Here is a 20,705-nt window from a genome sequence, read left to right on the forward strand (position 1 = left end):
CTGTTATTTATCTTCTTTTATGAGTTCGTACCCTTGGTTAATTCCTTTTTCTATAGCAGGTACCCCACGTTCCATCCACATTGGTTTTGGGGCTCCTTTTAAATAATAATCAAAGAATTGCGCCAAACGAATGTTAAAGTCTATTCTATTTTGCATTTTTAAAGGCCAGTGGGGTTCGCCATTATAATTCAATAACCACGAAGGTTTGCCCAAACGTCTTAAGCTTACAAAGAATTCAATTCCCTGATACCATGGCACATGGCCGTCTGCATCATTGTGCATAATTAATAATGGAGTTTGTATTTTATCGATATTAAAAATCGGTGAGTTTTCTACATAACGCTGCGGATATTCCCATGGCGTACCTCCTATTCTACTTTGGGTATGCTCGTACTGAAACTGCCTGCTTAAACCTGTCCACCAACGGATTCCTCCATAAGCACTAATCATATTCGGTACAGGTGCTCCTGATTCTGCAGCTTTAAAGATATTGGTTTTGGTAACTAAATAGGCAATTTGATACCCTCCCCAGCTGTGCCCTTGCACACCAATATTGTCTTTGTCTACAAATCCTTTGTCTATTAAAGAGGTAATTCCAGGTATAACACAGTTCAAAGCACTTTCTCCAGGATACCCATCTCTATAATAAATATCAGGATTAAAAATTAAATATCCACGACTGGCATAAAAAGGATAATTGATGGTAGATCTACCATAAGAAGGCGCACGATGTCTGTAAATACCGTCTGAATTTTTCTCATAGAAATTCACAATCATTGGGTATTTCTTATTCGGATCAAAGTTTTCTGGTTTTACCAACATCCCTTTTAAGGGTTTGCCATCTAAAGAAGTCCATTCCACCATTTCAATTGTTCCCCAATTGTAGTCTTTTTGTTGCGGATTAGCATCTGTTATTTGTTTGGGTGATTTTAGGCTAACGTCTGTAACATAATAATTCGGGAATTCCGTAAAATTTTGACGTGTAAACAGCATTCTCTTTTTCTTATCTTCTTGCGCCATTTTATAGGCTCCATACGTATGGCCAGATTCCACCAATTGGGTTATTTTATTGTTCTTCGGATGAAAACTTGCTATTCCACCAAACTTGGTCTCATCATTAAAGGTTCTTAACAACCAAGTGTTCTTTGTTGAGATGGACTTTTCATCATCATCTAATTTAATATAACGATAGCTGGTCTTTTTAGCCCTACCATTTGTCAATTGTTCTGCAGCTCCTGTATCAGGATCAAAAGCCCAAATATCATAACGATCGTAAACCAATAGCTTTTCGTCGTTTTCTGTCCAGCCCATAGCTCGATAACTTCTTGGATCATCAGGATAATCGTGCAACTCATTATAGAATTGTTTTCCTTTGGTTAAGGCTTTGTAGTTCGATGTTTTAAGGTTGTAAGTAAACCAAGTGGAGTCTTTTCTAGAATAGCCATACATATAATTCCCTTTCGGACTCAATGCGTTTCCTCCGTAAATCTTTTTACCCAACATCGTTTTTTTACCCGTAGATAAATCTACTTTCATCATGTCCATAGCACGTTGCCCTGTCCATTGACTCTCTAACATATAAGGCGTATTGTTACCAATAACGGCATAGTCTGAGTTGCCTTCATCTGCATAACGTGCAACATCAAACTCAGCATCTGCAATCTGCACCATTGTGTTCGAGCTAAAATCATACAAAGACAAAAAGGCTTTTTTCCGATCTCTTTTTACTTGCATTTCTTGTACAGTGTACAATCTTGGTTCGTTATAACTCCACACTTCTACATTTACAATTTCTTCTTTAAGTAAGGTAGTATCTTGTACAATAGGCGGTTTTCTTAATCCAAAGTACAAACGTTCTTCATTTTTAGAAAAGGCCAATCGTTCATCTGGCGATACCAATAAGTTGGCTGCATTCTCTTCAGAGGCTACCAATTCCTGTGCAGTAGCAGTTCCGCTTTTCCAAGCAAACAAACTTGGCTTTTTAATTAGGCTTTTGGTAGAATCTGCATCTACTACAAAACCAATGCGTTTTCCAGAATCAGAGATACCCATTTGTGGGTATTTGGTTTTAGCATGACTCTCAAAAATCAATGTAGATGCTCCATCTTTTACATTGTATTGGTAAACACCACTTTTAATTCCCGATTTTGTACCTGTAGTTGCATAGGTTATTACCTTACCTTCTTTAGACAAAGCATGTTTGGTAACAAACTTTAAGGTATCTTCTATACCTGTTTCTAATTGACGGATTACAATATGATAGCCATTTTTACTCGATACCTTTTTTACTTTTGGTTTTTTGGTTTTTGCCTTTGCTGTTTTTTCAGGTTGCTTTTCTTTCTTTGGCTTTTCTGTTTTTTCTGATTTCCCTTTTTTAGGTGTTACCGGTTCTAATTGATAAGCCACAATACCAGCCCATTTTTCCGGAATTTTGTACCATTTTACATTCGGTATTTTTTCTACCTTTTCTTTCTGAATGTTATAAATCACCAAAGTATCTTTCGGAAAATCTTTCTTTTTGGTCTTTTTACGTTTCAATGCAGTAATACTGTCTTTAGATGCATTCACCGAAAAAACCACGAATTTAGAATCGTAGGTGAAATCTCCTCCTTTCGCACGAGGATATTCCATAATAGCATTGCCCTTAGTACTTTTTAAGTATAAGGTTTGGTCTTTTTCGTCTTGGGCTAAGCCGTATAAAACATAATCCCCAGAATTGGATATGCTTGCATTTTTAATCTGATTCCATAATGCTTTATCTTCATGTTGCATTACTTTTTTTTGCGCTTGCAAAGAAATTGCGACGCAAAACAATAGAAAAGTGGACAAAGTTTTCATAAGTGTACTAGTTTGAATTTGAATTGATATGCCTAAAGTTCTTTTGTGTTGAACTTGTCTGAATTTATATGATGTATTTAGGGTTAAAAAAGGGAATGTTAGTAAAACAATGACTTCTGTTATGTAGTATTGAAATACAACAAAAAATATTAAAATAAAGTTACACCAAAATCGTAGCACCTTTAGATGATTTCTCATTATTTTCATCAAAATAGAAATCGATTCTACCTAAGTTTAAACCATAAGCACCCACTTGATTGATTAATGTGTTTTTACCCTCACTGTTTTTTACAATGGTAGGTTTTGGTAAAAAGGTATGGGTATGCCCCCCAATAATTAAATCGATGTTTTTGGTGGCTTTTGCCAAGTTTAAATCAGAGATTTTATTCGGATTGTTTTTGTAATAATAACCCAAGTGCGATAAGCAGATAATTAAATCGCATTGTTCTTTATTTTTAAGTTGATCTGTAATGTCTTGTGTAACTGTTAAAGGATCTAAATAAGCAGTTTCTTTGTACATCTTTTTGTTTACCAAGCCTTCCAATTCAATTCCTAATCCGAAGATTCCGATTTTAATGCCCTCTTTTACCATAATTTTATAAGGCTTTACGTGGGTGTCTAAAACAGTATTTTTAAAATCGTAATTGGCAGACACAAAATCGAACTTTGCATTGGGCAATTGTTTGTATAAGCCTTCTATGGAATTGTCAAAATCGTGATTTCCGATGGTAGCTACATCATACTTTAACATGCTCATCAGTTTAAATTCCAACTCGCCACCAAAATAATTAAAATACGGAGTTCCCTGAAAAATATCGCCAGCATCTAACAATAAGGTATTGCTGTTTTCTTGTCTTATTTGCTGAATTAAAGTTGCTCTTCTGGCTACTCCTCCTCTATTCGGATTTCTACTATGATTGGCACTAAAAGGTTCTATATGACTGTGTGTATCATTGGTATGTAAAATGGTAATGTGCTTTTGCTTTTTAGCTATCATTGAGGGTAAAACCAAACCACCAGCCAATGCAAATGTAGAAACAGCTCCTGTACGTTTTATAAAATCTCTTCTTTTCATTATTGTAGTTTTATGCGGTTATCAATAGCTGTTTGTAAAGTATCTACTTTATTAAAATAATCGATAATAGCATCTCTCATTTTATAGTCTAAAACGGTTAATTTAACAGGTTCTTTAAAAAAGTTCATTCTATCTCCACCTCCTTGTAAATAGTCTGTGGTTAAAACCGTGTAATTTTTATTGATATCAAAAGGAGTTCCGTTTATTTTTAACGCATAAGCATCATCACTAATGGTTAAATTGATGTTTTTAGACAAAGGATGTGCAGCTTTGGTTTTTATAAAATAGTGTAGTAACTCCTCCATTTTAGCGCCACTAAGCGTAACTGCCACCAATTCGTTTTCAAAAGGCATTACTTTAAAGGCATGCTCTTTGGTAACCACCCCTTGAGGGATGATTGCACGAATTCCGCCTGAATTAAATAGGGCAAAATCGATATTCGTGTTAGTTGTTTTCTGATACACAGGGTTTGCCATTTCCATACACAAATCTGCCAACAAATTCCCCAATACACTTTGTTTGTTCCTATTTTCTTTGGTTAGCACTATAGGTGTAAAAGTTAAAGGCTCTTTCATGTCTCCAGTAAGTTCTTCTTTATATGGATTGATCAACGAATTGATTTCTTTAGAAGCTGCAATACTAGTGTCTATTGCAATGTTTTTTGCAGTTATTTTAGTAAGGTTTTGATGCTCTTTTTTACAAGAAGACAACAACACCAAAACACATAGAAAATGAATATATTTCATGAGTGGTTAATTGAGCACGAAAGCTACTAATTAATCGATGAAAACAAAAGCGTATTGATAAAAATTACTTTGTGTAGTTGCTTATATATTATATATGAAAAAAATGCTTTTGATAATGAACTATTTAAAATACAACTCATCATCAAAAGCGCTCAATAATTTTTTTTTTATCAATATAGAATTATCACAAAACGATGCGATTTATATTGGTAAAGAACACTGTTTTTATAATTTTATTTCCAAGTAACTACATCTTCTAGCCTTCTTCTGGTTTTTGGATGTTCTGGATCTGTTTTTCGGTATCCAAAAGCAATCATAAAAGATAAACCATATTTATCGGTATCAACCTCAAACTTATCTTGTAATAATGCCTCGGCTTTTTCTTGGTGAAAACCTTCTATAGGACAACTATCAATACCTATTAAAGCAGCCGAAGTCATCATATTACCTAAAGCAATATAGGTTTGTTTAGAAGACCAATCAAACAATTTTTTGTCAGTATCTAAAGTAAAATCACGTTCTTGAAACTCTTTATAAAACTTAGCATACATTTCAATAACATCTTCTGGCATTTGTTTTACGTCTTTCATCATGTGAGTAATATAAGCAGCATCGTGCTTAACCATAGGCGCTTTCATGCTTAAACCCAAAACAAAATGACTTGCAGTATCTAGTTTTAAAGGGGCACCCCAAGCTACAGGCTTTAGTAACTCTCTTAACTCTTTGCTTTGTACAACAATAAAATGCCATGGTTCAAAACCAAACGAACTTGGAGATAAGTTTGCTGTTTTTAATATAAATTTAATATCTTCTTCTGAAATGCGTTTTTTGGCATCAAATTCTTTGGTTGCGTGCCTATAATTAAAAGCTTTTAAAATATCTTCTTTTGCAATATTAGGTGTATTCATTTTATATCTATTTATATTAATACTATATTTAATATAGTAGCAAAAATAGTTATAGTAAATGTGCCTTGCAATAACGGTTAAAAATGATAGTATACTATTGTTAAATTAAAATATTTACTATCAATACTTTATGTATTTATTTTTACACTATAAAAATTATAGTTGTACAATTGACTATGGTATATTATTTTTGCAAAAACTTATTTAAAACAGATGTATTTATTTAAAGGAAAAGAATATCCTTGCTGCGCAAGTTTAACTATGGGTATTATTGGTGGTAAATGGAAAACAGTTATTTTATACCATTTAATTGGTGGTACTTTGCGTTACAACGAGTTAAGAAAGGCAATGCCAACAGTTACAGAACGCACTTTAAGTTTACAACTTAAAACTTTGGAAGAAGATGGTATTATAAAACGAAAAGTGTATACTTCTAAACCACCATTAAAAGTAGAGTATTCTTTAACCGATTTTGGAAAGACATTAATTCCGTTAGTACAATCTATTGCAGATTGGGGGGATTATGCAATTCAAGAAAAAGGGAAAGTTATAGTTTCTCATAAAATGTAATCTAGTATCTGTGCAAAAGAAGGTATTTGTTATGAGTTCATTTATATCCTGTATGATTTAATAAATATTCTTCTAAATAAAATCGCCTTTTTAAATAAGAGAGATTTTTAGCTATAAACGTTTATGTGTGTTTGCAATCTACTTCGAAATTGGTAAGAATTTCTAAATCATTTTGCTAAGTGCTTTTATGATTATCAAAAGCATTAAGATTTTATTGATTTGCGTTAATCTTAAAAACATATTCTGTGTAATTTGAGTGTATCTTAAAACAATGCTTAATTAATAAGCGTTAATAATCACATAAAAAAAAGATAATGAAAGATCATAAAAACTTACAAACTGAAAAAAAAACAGGAAAAACACTAAAAAAAAGTAAAAATGAGCCAGAAATTGCAAAAAATAATTTAGACATTCCTGGTAGTAGAATGGCCAGACCATTAACTAATGATAGGCATTCTAATCAAGTAAATAAAAAAACGAATGACAACGAACCTATTGAAAATATAGAGTTAGATACAGATTATGGTAAAGAAAAGTAACATTACTTTTTGTTGTTGTTTTGCTTTTTCCATAAAAAGTAAAAAATAATAACCAAAATAGGCAATACAATAAAAACAATAACTTCAAAAGGATCCGATAAATCCAAGGGTTGGTTATCATCTGGGTTAGGCGTTCCAATGGGTAATTGAAGATTAATTATTTGGAGTAAATTATACATAGTTATTAATTTAATTATTGATTTACTGTAAGTTACTTAAATAAAAAAGAATTAAAAAATTAAGCGCTATTTTATTAGTAAAAAATACTGATATAATTTTTGATTCGTAAAAATAATCTGTTAACACATATTTTATACCTCTTTACGTAAAACTTCTAAAGGCGGACTTTGTAATACCGATTTTAAATTGCTTAACCCAATACCAACTACCAATAAAGTTACTACAGGTAAAAACACAACAAACGGAACTATAGAGGGTATAAAAGGTTCTTTAAATAAAAATGTAGCTAATAATTGGCTGCCTACTAAAGATAATAAAATTCCAGTTAAACTACCTAAAACTCCTAAATACACATATTCTAAAGCTGTTATTTGTATAATCTGTTTGCCTTTTGCGCCTAAAGTTCTTAGCAAAACACTTTCTTTAATACGTTGGTATTTGCTGTTTCTTACAGAGCCAATTAAAACAATAAAACCTGTAAGAATGCTAAAAAATGCCATAAAGTTGATAATCCAAGAAACTTTATCTAAAATATCTTTGATGATGGTAAATACTTGTCGTAAATCTAAAATAGTAACGTTAGGAAAGTTTTTTACCAAATCTCTTTGCAACTCAGCTGAGCGTTTTTTGTTAGGCACATAAGTAGTCATTACATTAAATTGTGGCGCATTTTCTAACACTCCTGTTGGAAATAACACTAAAAAATTGACTTGCATACTACTCCAATCTACTTTTCTGATGCTAGCAACTTTGGTTTGCATTACCACTCCTTGAATGTTAAATGCTAATTCGTCATTCAATTTTAAGTTAGCATCTTTGGCAATACTTTCTGAAATGGAAATAGGAATAGGTTCTTCATGTTGCACTTTTCCAATCCACTCTCCTTCTATAATTTCTTCAGTTTCCGCTAAATTTTCTCTATAGGTAACTCTAAACTCACGGTTTAACATCCATTTTCGCATTTTTACAGCAGTATCTTTTCTGATTTCGTTAACCGATTTTCCACGAATACTGTGCATGCGCATGGTAATAATAGGTATATTATCAATAACCTCTAAACCTTTACTTTTAAAATTTGCTAACAGTGCTTTTTCTTGCCTACTTTGCACGTCCATTAAAATGATATTAGCATCACTCTTTTTTTGTTTTATAGATGTTTTTTCTAGTAAAATATCTTTAGTAAAATATAATGTACTGATTAAAAACGTACCCAAGCCAATAGACAATACTAGCACCATAGTTTGATTATTAGGCCTAAACAAATTCAATAAACTTTGACGTTGCGTATATCCCCAAGAAGCAGGATAATATTTTTTTATAAGTTTGATAAACAAGCTAGAAATACCTGCCATTATTGCAAATGTTACTAAAATACCGACTGTAAAAATCAAGCTATTTACAGCGTCTTTTAACATCCAAAAAGAAAACAAAAAAACAAACAACAAGATGATAACAACCATAATGATTTTTGCTTTTTTGGGTTTTTGAAGATGATCTTCACTACCCCTTAATACTTCTAAAGGCGATACATACCAAGTGTTTAAAAGTGGTAGTAATGCAAATAAAACCGACATTAAAACCCCCAATATTATCCCTATAAATAAAGGTTGTATAGATATTGATAGTTCTATATCAAAAGGTAAAAAATCTTGTAAAAGATACGGAAATGCAAATTGCAAAGTAGTGCCAATAATAGCACCAATAATACCGCCAATAAGTCCTATACCAATAATTTGAATTACATAAATTAAAAAACTTTGCTTTCTAGAAGCCCCTAAACATTTTAAAACAGCTACATTTTTTAATTTTTCTTTGATATAAATATGTACTGAACTGGCAATACCAACACAGCCTAATAACAACGCTATAAAAGCAACCAAGTTTAAAAAGCGATTCACGTTTTCATAGCGTCTGCCTAAATTTCTGCTGGTGCTTGTATGCGTGTCTAAATCGGCTTTTTCATCATCTAAAATAGGATCAATCTTCTTATCTAACAATTCTAAATCTGTTGTAGGTGCTTTAAAGAAATATTGATATTCTTTTCGGCTGCCTAATTGTAACAATTCGGTTTGTGCTAAAAAACGAAAAGGAATTAACACTGTAGGAGCTACTGAAGATGAAATAGCAGTGCTGCCTGGAATTGATTTTAAAGCGCCAATAATAGGAAATGTTACTTTGCCTAGTTTTATAGAATCTCCTGGATTAATTTCGTATTGTAACATTAAAGTGGCATCTACTAAAGCACCACCCAATTTTTGGTAATTTTTACCAGCATTTTCTGGTGAAGTAGTAATATTGCCATAAAAAGGGAAAGCTCCCTCCATGGCACGTACTTTTACCAATTTTGTACCTCCATTTTTTGGGAAAGCTGCCATAGATACAAAGTTAACTTCAGAGGCATCTGCTTTTAAAGAATCAATGATGGTTTGTACTTTTTCGGATGGCTTTTGCCTACTATCAATAATAAAATCAGCACCCATTAAAGATTTGGATTGCTTTTGAATGTTGTTTTTTAAATTATCGCTAAAAAGTTGTATAGCAACTACAGCTGCTATTCCTAAAATGATGGAAGCCATAAACAACAATAATCGAGAAATACTCGCTCTACCATCTCTCCAAGCCATTTTTAGCAACCAATTAAAATCAGCTTTTGAATTCGTATTGGTCATTATATAGTAGCTATTTTATCGTTTGAAACAATCTTTCCTCCTTTTAAGCGTAAAATTTGTTGGGTTCTATTTGCCAAATCTAAATTGTGGGTAATAATAACTAAAGTTGTTCCTGCTTCTTTATTCAATTCAAAAAGCAATTGAATTACTTTTTCGCCAGTTTCCTCGTCTAAATTTCCAGTAGGTTCATCAGCAAATAAAATAGAAGGTTTGTTAGAAAAAGCTCTTGCTAAAGCTACCCTTTGTTGCTCACCACCAGACAATTGTGTTGGGTAATGATGTAAACGATGCCCCAAGCCTACTTTGTCTAACAATGCTTTACCATATTTGGCAGCATTTTTATCTCCTTGCAGTTCTAAAGGCACAATTACATTTTCTAACGCGGTTAAGGTGGGTAAAAGTTGAAAATTCTGAAAAATGAAACCCACTTCTTTATTGCGTAAAGCAGCACGTTCATCTTCATTTAAATCTTGTAAAATAGCGCCACATAATTCAACTGTACCAGAAGTTGGGTAATCTAATCCTGCACACAAACCTAACAAGGTTGTTTTTCCACTACCTGACGGGCCTACGATAGAAAAAACACTTCCTTGCGTTATTTCAAAAGAAATATTGCTAATAACTGTTAATTTTTTAGAACCACTGGTGTAGGTTTTCTCTACATCATTAATCTTTAATATCTTTGACATTATATTTTAAATTTTTCTTAAGTATGCTGATATTGAAAAATAGACAATTGACAATGAATATGCACAATAGAACCAGAAATATTTTCTTAAAATTTTGTTATTTTTCTCTTATAATACTTTTAATTTCTTGTAAATCTGACGCATCTAACACAAAAGAAAATAATACTACCACAACAATTACATCCACAAAAAGTAAGGAACAAAATACTACAAAACGCATAGTTTTTTTTGGAGATAGTTTAACTGCTGGTTATGGTTTAGAAGATGTTGAAGATGCGTATCCTGGCATTATTCAAACAAAAATTGATAGTTTAGAACTGCCCTATACTGTGGTAAACTCTGGTGTTAGTGGAGAAACTACAGCTGGAGGTAAAAATAGAATTGATTGGGTGTTGAATACAAAACCAGATCTTTTTATTTTAGAACTAGGTGCTAATGATGGTTTACGTGGTGTGCCTTTAACAGAAACCAGAAAGAATTTACAATTTATGATTGATGCTGTTCAAAAAAAATATCCTGATGCCACAATAGTTTTAGCAGGTATGCAAATTCCACCAAATTTTGGACAAGATTACACTGCTGAGTTTAAAGCTATATTTCCAGAATTGGCAACTAAAAATAACATTTCTTTAATTCCGTTTTTATTAAAAAATGTTGGTGGCATACCAGAATTAAATCAAGAAGATGGTATTCATCCTACTCAAAAAGGGCATAAAATAGTAGCCAATACTGTTTGGGAAATTCTTTATCCGTTGTTGTAAATGCTTTAAATTTATATTACATACCTAATTTTTAATTTAAATTTTATCAATAATCAAAAAAAATAATTACATTTATTGGCTTTTATTTGGCATTACCCTAACTACATATGAATCCCTTAAAACATTATATTTTACTTGTTTGGCTAGTTTTTAGTTTTCAGAATAGTTTTGGGAATCTTTATCAAGAAAATAACAAAAACACTTTAAACTTTAGTAATGATACCTTGTTTCAAAAAAAAGGTGTTCGATTAGATACCAATTGGGAATTTTATTGGAACGCTTTCATCAACCCAAAAGATTTTAAAAAACAAGAGCAATTAACATTTGTATCCCTAACCTCTTGGACCAATTATGTAGATAAAAACAATGAAAATTTACCCGCTTTTGGATACGCTACTTACAGAAAACAATTTACAATACCTAAAGATAGACCCAATACCTCTTTATATATACCAAGAATTATTGGTGCTTATAAGATTTGGGTAAATGGAGTATTTATTTTAGAAACTGGTCGTGTTGGAACTACTCAAAATACTACACTACACAGACGATTTACTAAAATTATTCCTTTAAATTCTAATGATACCGATTTTGAAATAGTTATACAAGTAGCTAACTTTTACAACAAAAATGCAGGAATTACAGAACCGATACTTTTGGGTAGTACAGAGCATCTTTTTTACAAAAAATCATTACAAATTATGGCAGATATGACTGCTGTAGGTAGTTTTTCTTTTATTGGATTTCTTTTTTTAATTTTTTATCTTTTGTATTGGAATAAAGATAAAGCTGTTTTGTTTTTTTCATTGATGTGCCTTGCCTTATCTTATCATACTTTAAATGATAGATACGCACCTCTTTCCGAAGTTTTTAAAGATATTAGTTGGGTTTTTCTAGCTAAAACAGAATATATTGCTTCTTATCTTGTTGGGTATTGTGCAAGTATGTTTTTTATTATAGTACTTAAAAAATATGTTCATTCTTGGTTTAAAAATGTAATACAATATAGCACAGCAAGTTTTATTTTTGCTGCTATGGTGTTACCTGCACCTTATTTTACCTATTTAATACCTGTTTTTTTAGTTTTTATGATGTTAACTATTGCGTATATTGTTTTTACAACCATTAGAGCAATTGTAGATAAAAATAAAGCCTCAAAATTATTGTTAATAGGTATTGTATTTGGTACTACTGTATTTTTAGCTAACATTGTGTTTTTTATACAACAAAATGAACTTGCTTTAATTCAAGTGAAATTTGGCTATATTGTAGTGTTTTTATTAATTTCGATGCTTTTGTTACGAAGATTCTCTAACTCTTTTAGAGACCTTGAAACTGCAAACACGCTTGCTTTAGCTCAGAAAAAAGAAATTTCTAAAAAGTCTAAACAATTAACCAGTGTAAATTTACAATTAGAGGAAAACTTAAAACTGTTAGAAAACAATAACGAAGAGTTAGAAGATTTTAATCATATTGTTTCTCACGATTTAAAAACTCCATTGGTTTCTGTTTATTCTTTGGCCTCGTTTATAGAAGAAGATTTAAAGGATAGTTTAGATGAAAATACGGCACAGCATATTGGTATGATGAAAGATGTGATTTCTAAAATGGAAGCCTCTATAAACGGACTTTTAGAATACTCTAAAGTTGCTAAAGGAAGCAAACGTAAAGAGTGGTTTAGCGTTAATACTACATTAACAAAAGTTTTTAATTTAATACAGCATCATAAAAAAAGCACTCTTAAACTGCCAGAAAAAGATGTAAAAGTGTACGCCAACAAATTGGAATTTGAACATGTTTTTCAAAACTTAATGGGAAATTCTATAAAATATAATGACAAAGATATAGCAATTATAAGAGTTGCATTTGTTGATAAAGGCGATGAATACCTTTTTACTGTTAGTGATAATGGTCCTGGAGTAGAAAAACAGTATCACAGTAAAATTTTTAGAATTTTTAGTCAATTAGAGGTCAATCAAAAAGAAGTGAATAGCACAGGTATAGGGTTAGCAATTGTTAAAAAAATAGTAACCAATAATAATGGTACAATTTCAGTTTCTTCAGAAAAAGGAAAAGGATTAACGATTGGTTTTACTTGGCAAAAAACAGCTAAAACTATATAAAGGTTAGTTTTACTTCTATCAAAAAGGTGAATTAATAATTAAAAAAAACTATTTTGGTGCTTCTTGTTTCTTTTGCTCATCATCATCAATAAATTGTTTATAGTGCTGAAATCTGTCGAAGATTTGCTCTACATAAATAAAAGGTTCTGTGCCTCTTACATAGCCATATTTAATAAATTCTTTATTATAATTTTTCGGAAAACGTAGCGCTAATAACATTTTATCAACATTATCTTCCCAAATTAAAGGATTTAATTTGTTGACATCTGCTAAACGTTGCGCATCTCTAACATGCCCATAACCACAATTAAAAGAAGCTAATGTAAATTTAATGCGATTAATTTCATCAGGTATATCTGTAAAACGCTCATAAATCTGATTCAGATAGGTAGTTCCACCTCTTATACTTTGCACAGGGTCTGTAACATCTGTAATTCCTAATTCTTCTGCAGTTGGTGGCATAATCTGCATTAACCCTTTAGCACCAGCCCAGGATTTAGCATCAGGATCAAACTTAGATTCTTGATAAATTTGTGAAGCTAATAAACGCCAATCCCAACCTAATTTTTTAGTATATTGTTTAATTAAATCGTCATATTCACTAATTTGATTGTTCTTTAAACTGTAATAATCGCTTTTAATTCTGCGTTTAAAAAATCGTTTATTTTTAAAGTATTTGTTATAAATTACAAAATAGTCTAACTCTTTTCTTTCCGATAAAATCCATTCATTTACAACTTTTCTAAAATTAGTTGCTTTTTTTCTAGTAACCCAAGCAATGCGTTGTGAAAATGAAATAGGAACATCGATTTTTAAAATAGGATTGCTAGATGCATTGATTTTGGCTAAATTTTCATCAGCAATTGTATATTTTATTGTACCATCTACAACCATATCTATAATTTCACCTGTAGAGAGTTTACTATCTAAAGTGTCAATATAAATTTCTCCCCCAATTTCGTTGGCTAAGCTTACAATACGCTCTACATAAGATGAGTTTTTACGAATAGAAACAGTATCACCAATTAAATCTAAAGGATCGTCAATAACATGTTTTTGTAGACTACCCCAAGACATTGTTCTATAGTTATCTGGTTTTTTTTGGACCAAAACCTGCTTGGTTAGATACAAGTACTCTGTAAAATCTACCTCCCATTTTCGTTGATTGGTAATAGTCATTCCATGAGCAATTAAGTCTACCTCTCCACGATTTAGAACTTCAAATTGGGTATCTAAATTATCAGAAACTACAATTTCTAATTTTAAATTTAAGTGTTTTGCCAATCGCTGTAATAATTCATACTCAAAACCCATAGGTTGCCCTTTATATAAAAAGTAACTGGTGCTACTATATACAACTAAAGCTCTTAAAGTACCCTCTTTTTTAATATCTTTTAAATCTTTATCAGAAGAATTGATAATAATTTCATTAACATCATTTTCGGTTTTTAGAACTTCTTTTTGTTCTTTTTTATTTTGGCAGGCAACTAAGACAAAAAGAATTATAAAAACAGTTGAACATATTTTTTTGGTCTGAAATAACATACCATCAAGATAAGCTAAATATTTTAGACTTTAAAATATTGTGAATCATTAATCTAAACTAAAGTAGTCTTTATGCATTTTTTCACCAACTAAAAATAAATCAGCTACTAATTTTTCTATAAATTCTTTTAAATTGCCTTGAACATCTTCAATAGTAGTGTATTGATGTTCGTATTTTAGTTTTCCTATTAAAAATGCTGCTGTATCTTTTTGAGGTATTTCGTCTTTAGATAAAAACCCTATATAATGCTGAATACGATTTAATGAATTCATGATTGAACGTGGACAATATGGGTTTAAAATTAAAAAGTCTAATACATTGTGGCTTGAAGGTATTTTTCTATAATACCTACGCATCATGTCATAAGTTTGTACGCATTTTAGTAAGGTAGTCCACTCAAAACTTGCAGTTACTGATGCACCAGAATTTACTTTTTCTACTAAGGCATCATTATATTTAGAGTTGATGATTCTAATAACCTGATTGGCTCTTTCAATATAAATACCTAACATAATAATTGCGTACACTTCATCATGTAATAAAGTGCCTCTTATTTTAGTTCTTAAAGAAGCTATATTGGCGGTAATCATTGTTGTAAAATCGAACAAACCGTTTTTTACAAATAGATCTTTATCGTAATTTTTTACGTTTCTATTTAAAGTATTTATAGATTCGTACAATTCTGATGATATTAAATCTCTTGCGCTATTGGCATTTTGTTGTGCATTGCTAATAGAAGATAAAATAGAAAATTGCTTTTCTGGATTTAAGCCTATATCAAACAACACCTTTTTTTCTTCTAATTCTTTAGCTTCTTTTAGCTCTTCTTCATCCGCTACAAAAAGCATAGAACGCAATACAAACTGTCTTGATTGAGATAACTCTGTAGGAGCATCTAATGACGAGAAATAATTGACATTCATATACCTTGCGATATGTTCTGAACGTTCTAAATAACGTCCCATCCAAAATAAATTATTGGCTACTCTTGCTAACATAAACTTCTATTATTTTTTTAATACCCAAGTATCTTTAGACCCACCTCCTTGAGAAGAATTTACAACTAAGTTGCCTTTTTTTAATGCTACTCTAGTTAACCCGCCTTTTAACACAAAGCTTTTGTCTTTACCTAGTAAGGTAAATGTTCTTAAATCTACATGTCTAGGTTCAAACGAGTTTTCTTCTTCAATATAAGTTGCATGTGTAGAAAGAGACATAATTGGTTGGGCAATATACTTTCTTGGATCTTCTTTTATGGTAATTTTTACTTTTTCAATTTCTTCTTTGGTCAATCTATTACCAATAGATATTCCATAACCACCAGACTCATCTACGGGTTTAACCACTAATTTATCTACATTTTCTAATACATATTTTAGTTCATCTGGTCTGCTGCAATGGTACGTATGTACATTATTTAAAATAGGTTCTTCGCCTAAATAAAACTTAATAATTTCTGGCATGTAAGTGTAAATGGCTTTATCATCAGCAACACCTGTTCCTGGAGCATTTACCAAACACACTTTACCTTTTAAATAACTGTTAAATAAACCAGGAACACCTAATAAAGAGTCTTTTTTAAATACTAACGGATCTATAAATAAATCATCTACACGTCTATAAATTACATCTATCCTAACTTTTCCTCGAATGGTTTTCATGTACACGAAATCATTTTCTATAAATAAATCGCGGCCTTCCACAAGTTCTACCCCCATTTGTTTTGCTAAGAAAGAGTGTTCATAATATGCAGAATTGTAAACACCAGGAGTTAATACCACACATTTAGGAATATCTACACCTTTTGGTTTTACAGATTCTATAATATCTAACAAATTTTCGCCATAATCAGATACATTATACGATTGATAATGATCAAAAACTCCAAACAAGGTTCGTTTTAAAGCAGCCCTATTTCCTACCACATAACTTACTCCAGAAGGGCATCTAATATTGTCTTCTAATACATAATAATCTCCATCAGAATGTTTTATTAAATCTGTACCAGACACATGATTGTATACACCACCAGGAGGATTAAACCCTTTCATCTCTTTTAAGAAATTAACAGATGAATTAATTAATTGAATAGGTACTACGCCTTCTTTAATAATTTTTTGATCGTGATATAAATCGTCTAAAAAAGCATTTAATGCTTTACTACGTTGTAATGCACCAGTTTCAATTTTGCACCATTCTTTATGGCTAATGATTCTTGGAAATAAATCGAAAGGAAATATTTTTTCTTTGGTTTCTTTATCGCCATAAACTTGAAACGTAATTCCTTGATTAAAAAAAGCGTCTTTTGCTTTATCATTTAAGTTGGCAAAATCATTTACAGAATATTCACTAAATAAGTTAAATAACGTTTGATATACTTGTCTTACTTCATTGTTTTTTGTAAAAATCTCATCATAAAAACGAGAATCATATTCATAAGAAGAAAAAATAGGTAAATTGGTTGGTGCTTTCAAATCAAATACTTTTTTGCGTAAATTTAATAAAATAAAATGTAATTTTTAGTTGATATTTGGCAATATTATTAAATTATTTTAATCAACTTTAATAAAAACACATTTTTTATTCAAAAAAAAATCTTTTTCATTAAAAATACAATAATTTGCAATAAGTAGCATTTATTTTGTAATATTTGTATCAGTTTTAGTAATTTCACAAATACAATTAACTTTAAAAATTAAAAAGTCATTTATGGCATTAAAAATTGTAATTTCTCATAAAACAAAATATATATACGATCGTTCTGTACAACTTTCTCCTCATATTTTTAGATTAAGGCCAGCACCACATTCAAGAACACCCATAGAGTCTTATTCTTTAAAGATAGAACCTGAAAACCATTTTTTCAATTGGCAACAAGATCCTTTTGGTAATTATTTGGCAAGAGTTGTTTTTCCTGATAAAACTACCGAACTTTCTATAGATGTAGAAATTATTGCCGATTTAAAAACCATAAATCCGTTTGATTTTTTTGTAGAAGAATCTGCAGAAGAATTTCCTTTTGAATACAATGATACCATAAAAAAAGAGCTTTTACCATATTTAGAAATTACAGAAAACGGTCCTTTATTAAAAAACTTTTTAGCGTCTTTAGATATGACGCCTCGTAAAACCATTTATTTTTTAATTGATATCAATAGAAAAATATACGAATATTTAAATTATAATATCCGTATGGAGCCTGGGGTGCAATCTTGTGAAGAAACTTTAGGCCAAAAAAATGGATCTTGTAGAGATTATGCGTGGTTGTTTGTACAAGCTTTACGTCATTTAGGTTTTGGGGCGCGTTTTGTTTCTGGATATTTAGTACAATTAAAATCTGATGAGCAATCTTTAGATGGCCCTTCTGGACCCGCAGAAGATTTTACAGATTTACATGCTTGGGCAGAAGTGTATTTGCCTGGCGCTGGTTGGATTGGTTTTGATGCTACCTCTGGTTTATTAGCTGGCGAAGGTCATATCCCTTTGGCCTGTACACCTTCTTTTGAAAGCGCAGCTCCTGTATTTGGACTTTCTGATGTTTGTGAAACGACATTTGAATTTGAAAATTCTGTGAAACGAATTTTTGAATCGCCAAGAGTTACAAAACCGTATACTGAATACCAATGGAAAGCTATAGATAAATTAGGTAAAAAGGTTGAAAAAGAACTGCAAAAAAACGATGTACGTTTAACTATGGGTGGTGAACCTACCTTCGTTTCTATTGATGATATGGAAAGCGAACAGTGGAATACTGCTGCTGATGGAGAACATAAAAGAGCGCTAGCCAAAGAATTATCTAAACGATTTTTGGATAAATTTACCGAAGGCGGTTTTTTACATCATGCGCAAGGAAAATGGTATCCAGGAGAACCTTTACCTCGTTGGTCTATTGAGTTATGTTGGAGAAAAGACGGTAGAAAAATATGGTTTAATCAAAATTTATTAGCGGCAATTGGTCCTAAAACTGAACTTCCAGAAAATGCAGCTATCCTATTTTTAGAAACGTTAACACGTTACTTAGGGGTTACGCAAAAACATATTAAACCTACGTTTGAAGATGCTTTTTTATTGATGTATGAAAAAGGGAATATGCCCATTGATTACAACCCTGCAGAAGATAAAGATGCTTCTTTAGCAGATCAAAAAATTAAAGAAATTCTTGAGGAAGGCACCTCAAAGCCTGTAGGTTACGTATTGCCTCTAAATAAAACCGAAGGCAAATGGTTTAGTAGCGAATGGACATTTAGAAGAAATCACATCTATTTAACACCTGGAAACTCTCCCATAGGATTACGTTTGCCTCTAAATTCTCTACAACAAAAACCAGAACACGAACTTTTTCCAATCTATGAGCCAGATTTATTTTCTAAAAAGAAACGCTTGCCAAGTTTTAGGCAAATGGTTTCTAAACGTCATAAAAACTTTTTAGAAAATGGTGTACCTAAAAATATGCCTAATTATTTTGTAAGAACAGCTTTGTGCTCTGAAGTTAGAGATGCTAAGTTGCATTTATTTTTACCTCCTTTAGAAGCAGCTGCAGACTATTTAGATTTATTGGCATCTATAGAAGCAACAGCTCGAGAGTTAGAAATCCCTGTTGTTTTAGAAGGATATGGTCCACCACATGACAATCGTTTAGAGTCTATGAAAATTACGCCAGATCCAGGAGTTATAGAGGTAAATGTGCATCCATCAAAAAGCTGGAAAGACTTAAAAGAAACCACATTTACAATTTATGAAGAAGCCAAAAAAGCAAGATTGGGAACTGAAAAGTTTATGTTGGATGGCAAACACACAGGTACTGGAGGAGGTAATCATGTTACCTTAGGAGGTGTTTCACCAAAAGATAGTCCTTTGTTGCGTAAACCAAGTTTGCTAAGAAGTTTACTAACGTTTTGGCAACATCACCCAGGATTGTCGTACTTGTTTTCTGGTTCTTTTATTGGGCCTACAAGTCAAGCACCAAGAGTAGATGAAGCACGACACGATAGTTTATACGAATTGGAAATTGCTTTTAGTCAAATTCCTAAAGACGGCGATGTTCCTTTTTGGTTAACAGACCGATTGTTTCGTCATTTGTTAACCGATTTAACAGGAAACACACACAGAGCAGAATTTTGTATTGATAAATTATATTCACCAGATTCTTCTTCTGGAAGATTGGGTATTTTAGAGCTAAGAGGTTTTGATATGCCCCCTCATGCACAAATGAGTTTATTACAAAACTTATTGGTAAGAACATTAGTTTCTTGGTTTTGGAAAAAACCTTATGAACACAACCTAGTAAGATGGGGTACAGAATTACACGACAAGTTTTTAATTGAACATTTTGTTAGAGAAGATATTAAAGACATTGTAAATCAATTAAATAAAGCTGGTTATAAATTTAAAGAAGATTGGTTTGATCCATTTTTTGAATTCCGTTTTCCTTTATATGGTATGGTAGATATCAATAATATTCATCTAGAATTAAGAGCAGGAATTGAACCTTGGAATGTGTTGGGTGAAGAAATGACTGGAGGAGGAACTGCCAGATACGTCGATTCGTCTTTAGAAAGATTGCAAGTAAAAGTCACTAATTTTACTGAAGAAAGATACACATTAACTTGTAATGGTGTAAAAGTACAACTAAAAAACACTGGAGTTCATGGAGAGTATGTAGCAGGGGTAAGATATAAAGCCTGGAACCCCTACTCTGCCTTACATCCAACAATTGGGGTTGACACTCCTTTGGTTTTTGATATTGTAGATACTTGGAACAAACGTTCTATTGGTGGATGTACTTACTTTGTAGCACATCCTGGAGGCAGATCTTATGAAACCTACCCAGTAAATAGTTTTGAAGCAGAATCTCGTAGAATTAATAGATTTTGGGATTTTGGACATACACAGGGAGAAATATCGGATAAAAAAGAAAAGAAAAAAGAAACGATTATTGATAATAAAAATGACATTGGAAGAACGGTAGCAATTCAAGGAAGTTCAAAAAAATTCAGTTTTAAAGAGATTCCTGTAAACCCAGAATATCCAAATACCTTAGATTTGCGTCTTAAAAAATAAT

The 20,705-nt window shown here is 31.6% G+C and carries 15 protein-coding genes; 5 read left to right on the forward strand and 10 right to left on the reverse strand.

What is annotated here, in order from left to right; translation table 11 throughout:
* Positions 1-3: 3 nt before the first annotated feature.
* From ACW9UN_RS08940 to ACW9UN_RS08955, 4 genes are all read right to left on the reverse strand, one after another.
* Complete coding sequence (locus ACW9UN_RS08940; RefSeq protein WP_459485908.1) at positions 4-2,772, reverse strand: S9 family peptidase; 2,769 nt, start codon at positions 2,770-2,772, stop codon at positions 4-6.
* A 226-nt stretch (positions 2,773-2,998) separates the two neighbouring features.
* Positions 2,999-3,913, reverse strand: a complete 915-nt coding sequence (locus tag ACW9UN_RS08945; protein WP_459485909.1) for a bifunctional metallophosphatase/5'-nucleotidase — start codon at positions 3,911-3,913, stop codon at positions 2,999-3,001.
* Positions 3,913-4,659: a 5'-nucleotidase C-terminal domain-containing protein gene (locus tag ACW9UN_RS08950; protein ID WP_459485910.1), complete on the reverse strand. Its 747-nt coding sequence runs from the start codon at positions 4,657-4,659 to the stop codon at positions 3,913-3,915. Before ACW9UN_RS08950 ends, ACW9UN_RS08945 begins: the two co-directional genes overlap by 1 nt.
* Positions 4,660-4,892: 233 nt before the next feature.
* Positions 4,893-5,567 carry an NAD(P)H-dependent oxidoreductase gene (locus tag ACW9UN_RS08955; protein WP_459485911.1) on the reverse strand — a complete coding sequence of 225 codons (675 nt, stop codon included), beginning with the start codon at positions 5,565-5,567 and terminating at the stop codon, positions 4,893-4,895.
* A gap of 213 nt (positions 5,568-5,780) precedes the next feature.
* On the opposite strand from ACW9UN_RS08955, the gene ACW9UN_RS08960 reads away from it, so the two are divergent.
* Positions 5,781-6,137 (forward strand): winged helix-turn-helix transcriptional regulator, encoded by a 357-nt coding sequence (locus ACW9UN_RS08960; protein WP_459485912.1) that lies wholly within the window; start codon positions 5,781-5,783, stop codon positions 6,135-6,137.
* A 314-nt stretch (positions 6,138-6,451) separates the two neighbouring features.
* Positions 6,452-6,676 carry a hypothetical protein gene (locus ACW9UN_RS08965; RefSeq protein ID WP_459485913.1) on the forward strand — a complete coding sequence of 75 codons (225 nt, stop codon included), beginning with the start codon at positions 6,452-6,454 and terminating at the stop codon, positions 6,674-6,676.
* A gap of 2 nt (positions 6,677-6,678) precedes the next feature.
* Here ACW9UN_RS08965 and ACW9UN_RS08970 read toward each other — a convergent pair whose 3' ends face one another.
* From ACW9UN_RS08970 to ACW9UN_RS08980, 3 genes are all read right to left on the reverse strand, one after another.
* Positions 6,679-6,855 (reverse strand): adenylosuccinate synthetase, encoded by a 177-nt coding sequence (locus ACW9UN_RS08970; RefSeq protein WP_459485914.1) that lies wholly within the window; start codon positions 6,853-6,855, stop codon positions 6,679-6,681.
* Positions 6,856-6,987: 132 nt separating this feature from the next.
* Positions 6,988-9,480, reverse strand: coding sequence for an ABC transporter permease (locus ACW9UN_RS08975; protein WP_459485983.1), 2,493 nt, complete (start codon positions 9,478-9,480; stop codon positions 6,988-6,990).
* A 44-nt stretch (positions 9,481-9,524) separates the two neighbouring features.
* Complete coding sequence (locus ACW9UN_RS08980; RefSeq protein WP_459485915.1) at positions 9,525-10,214, reverse strand: ABC transporter ATP-binding protein; 690 nt, start codon at positions 10,212-10,214, stop codon at positions 9,525-9,527.
* A gap of 59 nt (positions 10,215-10,273) precedes the next feature.
* On the opposite strand from ACW9UN_RS08980, the gene ACW9UN_RS08985 reads away from it, so the two are divergent.
* Together ACW9UN_RS08985 and ACW9UN_RS08990 are read left to right on the forward strand one after the other, a co-directional pair.
* Complete coding sequence (locus tag ACW9UN_RS08985) at positions 10,274-10,975, forward strand: arylesterase (protein WP_459485984.1); 702 nt, start codon at positions 10,274-10,276, stop codon at positions 10,973-10,975.
* A gap of 107 nt (positions 10,976-11,082) precedes the next feature.
* Entirely contained in the window at positions 11,083-13,098 is a 2,016-nt protein-coding gene (locus ACW9UN_RS08990) for an ATP-binding protein (RefSeq protein WP_459485916.1), read from the forward strand.
* Between the two features lie 48 nt (positions 13,099-13,146).
* Here ACW9UN_RS08990 and ACW9UN_RS08995 read toward each other — a convergent pair whose 3' ends face one another.
* From ACW9UN_RS08995 to ACW9UN_RS09005, 3 genes are read right to left on the reverse strand one after another with little or no spacing between them, the layout of a single operon-like run.
* Positions 13,147-14,643, reverse strand: coding sequence for an MltF family protein (locus ACW9UN_RS08995; protein ID WP_459485917.1), 1,497 nt, complete (start codon positions 14,641-14,643; stop codon positions 13,147-13,149).
* A 48-nt stretch (positions 14,644-14,691) separates the two neighbouring features.
* Complete coding sequence (locus ACW9UN_RS09000; RefSeq protein ID WP_459485918.1) at positions 14,692-15,642, reverse strand: alpha-E domain-containing protein; 951 nt, start codon at positions 15,640-15,642, stop codon at positions 14,692-14,694.
* Between the two features lie 9 nt (positions 15,643-15,651).
* A complete protein-coding gene (locus ACW9UN_RS09005; protein WP_459485919.1) occupies positions 15,652-17,118 on the reverse strand; it encodes a circularly permuted type 2 ATP-grasp protein in 1,467 nt (488 codons plus the stop codon).
* A 235-nt stretch (positions 17,119-17,353) separates the two neighbouring features.
* Between ACW9UN_RS09005 and ACW9UN_RS09010 the strand changes: the two genes are divergently transcribed.
* Complete coding sequence (locus ACW9UN_RS09010; protein WP_459485920.1) at positions 17,354-20,704, forward strand: transglutaminase family protein; 3,351 nt, start codon at positions 17,354-17,356, stop codon at positions 20,702-20,704.
* Position 20,705 lies beyond the last annotated feature (1 nt).

Source organism: Polaribacter litoreus (assembly GCF_054584775.1).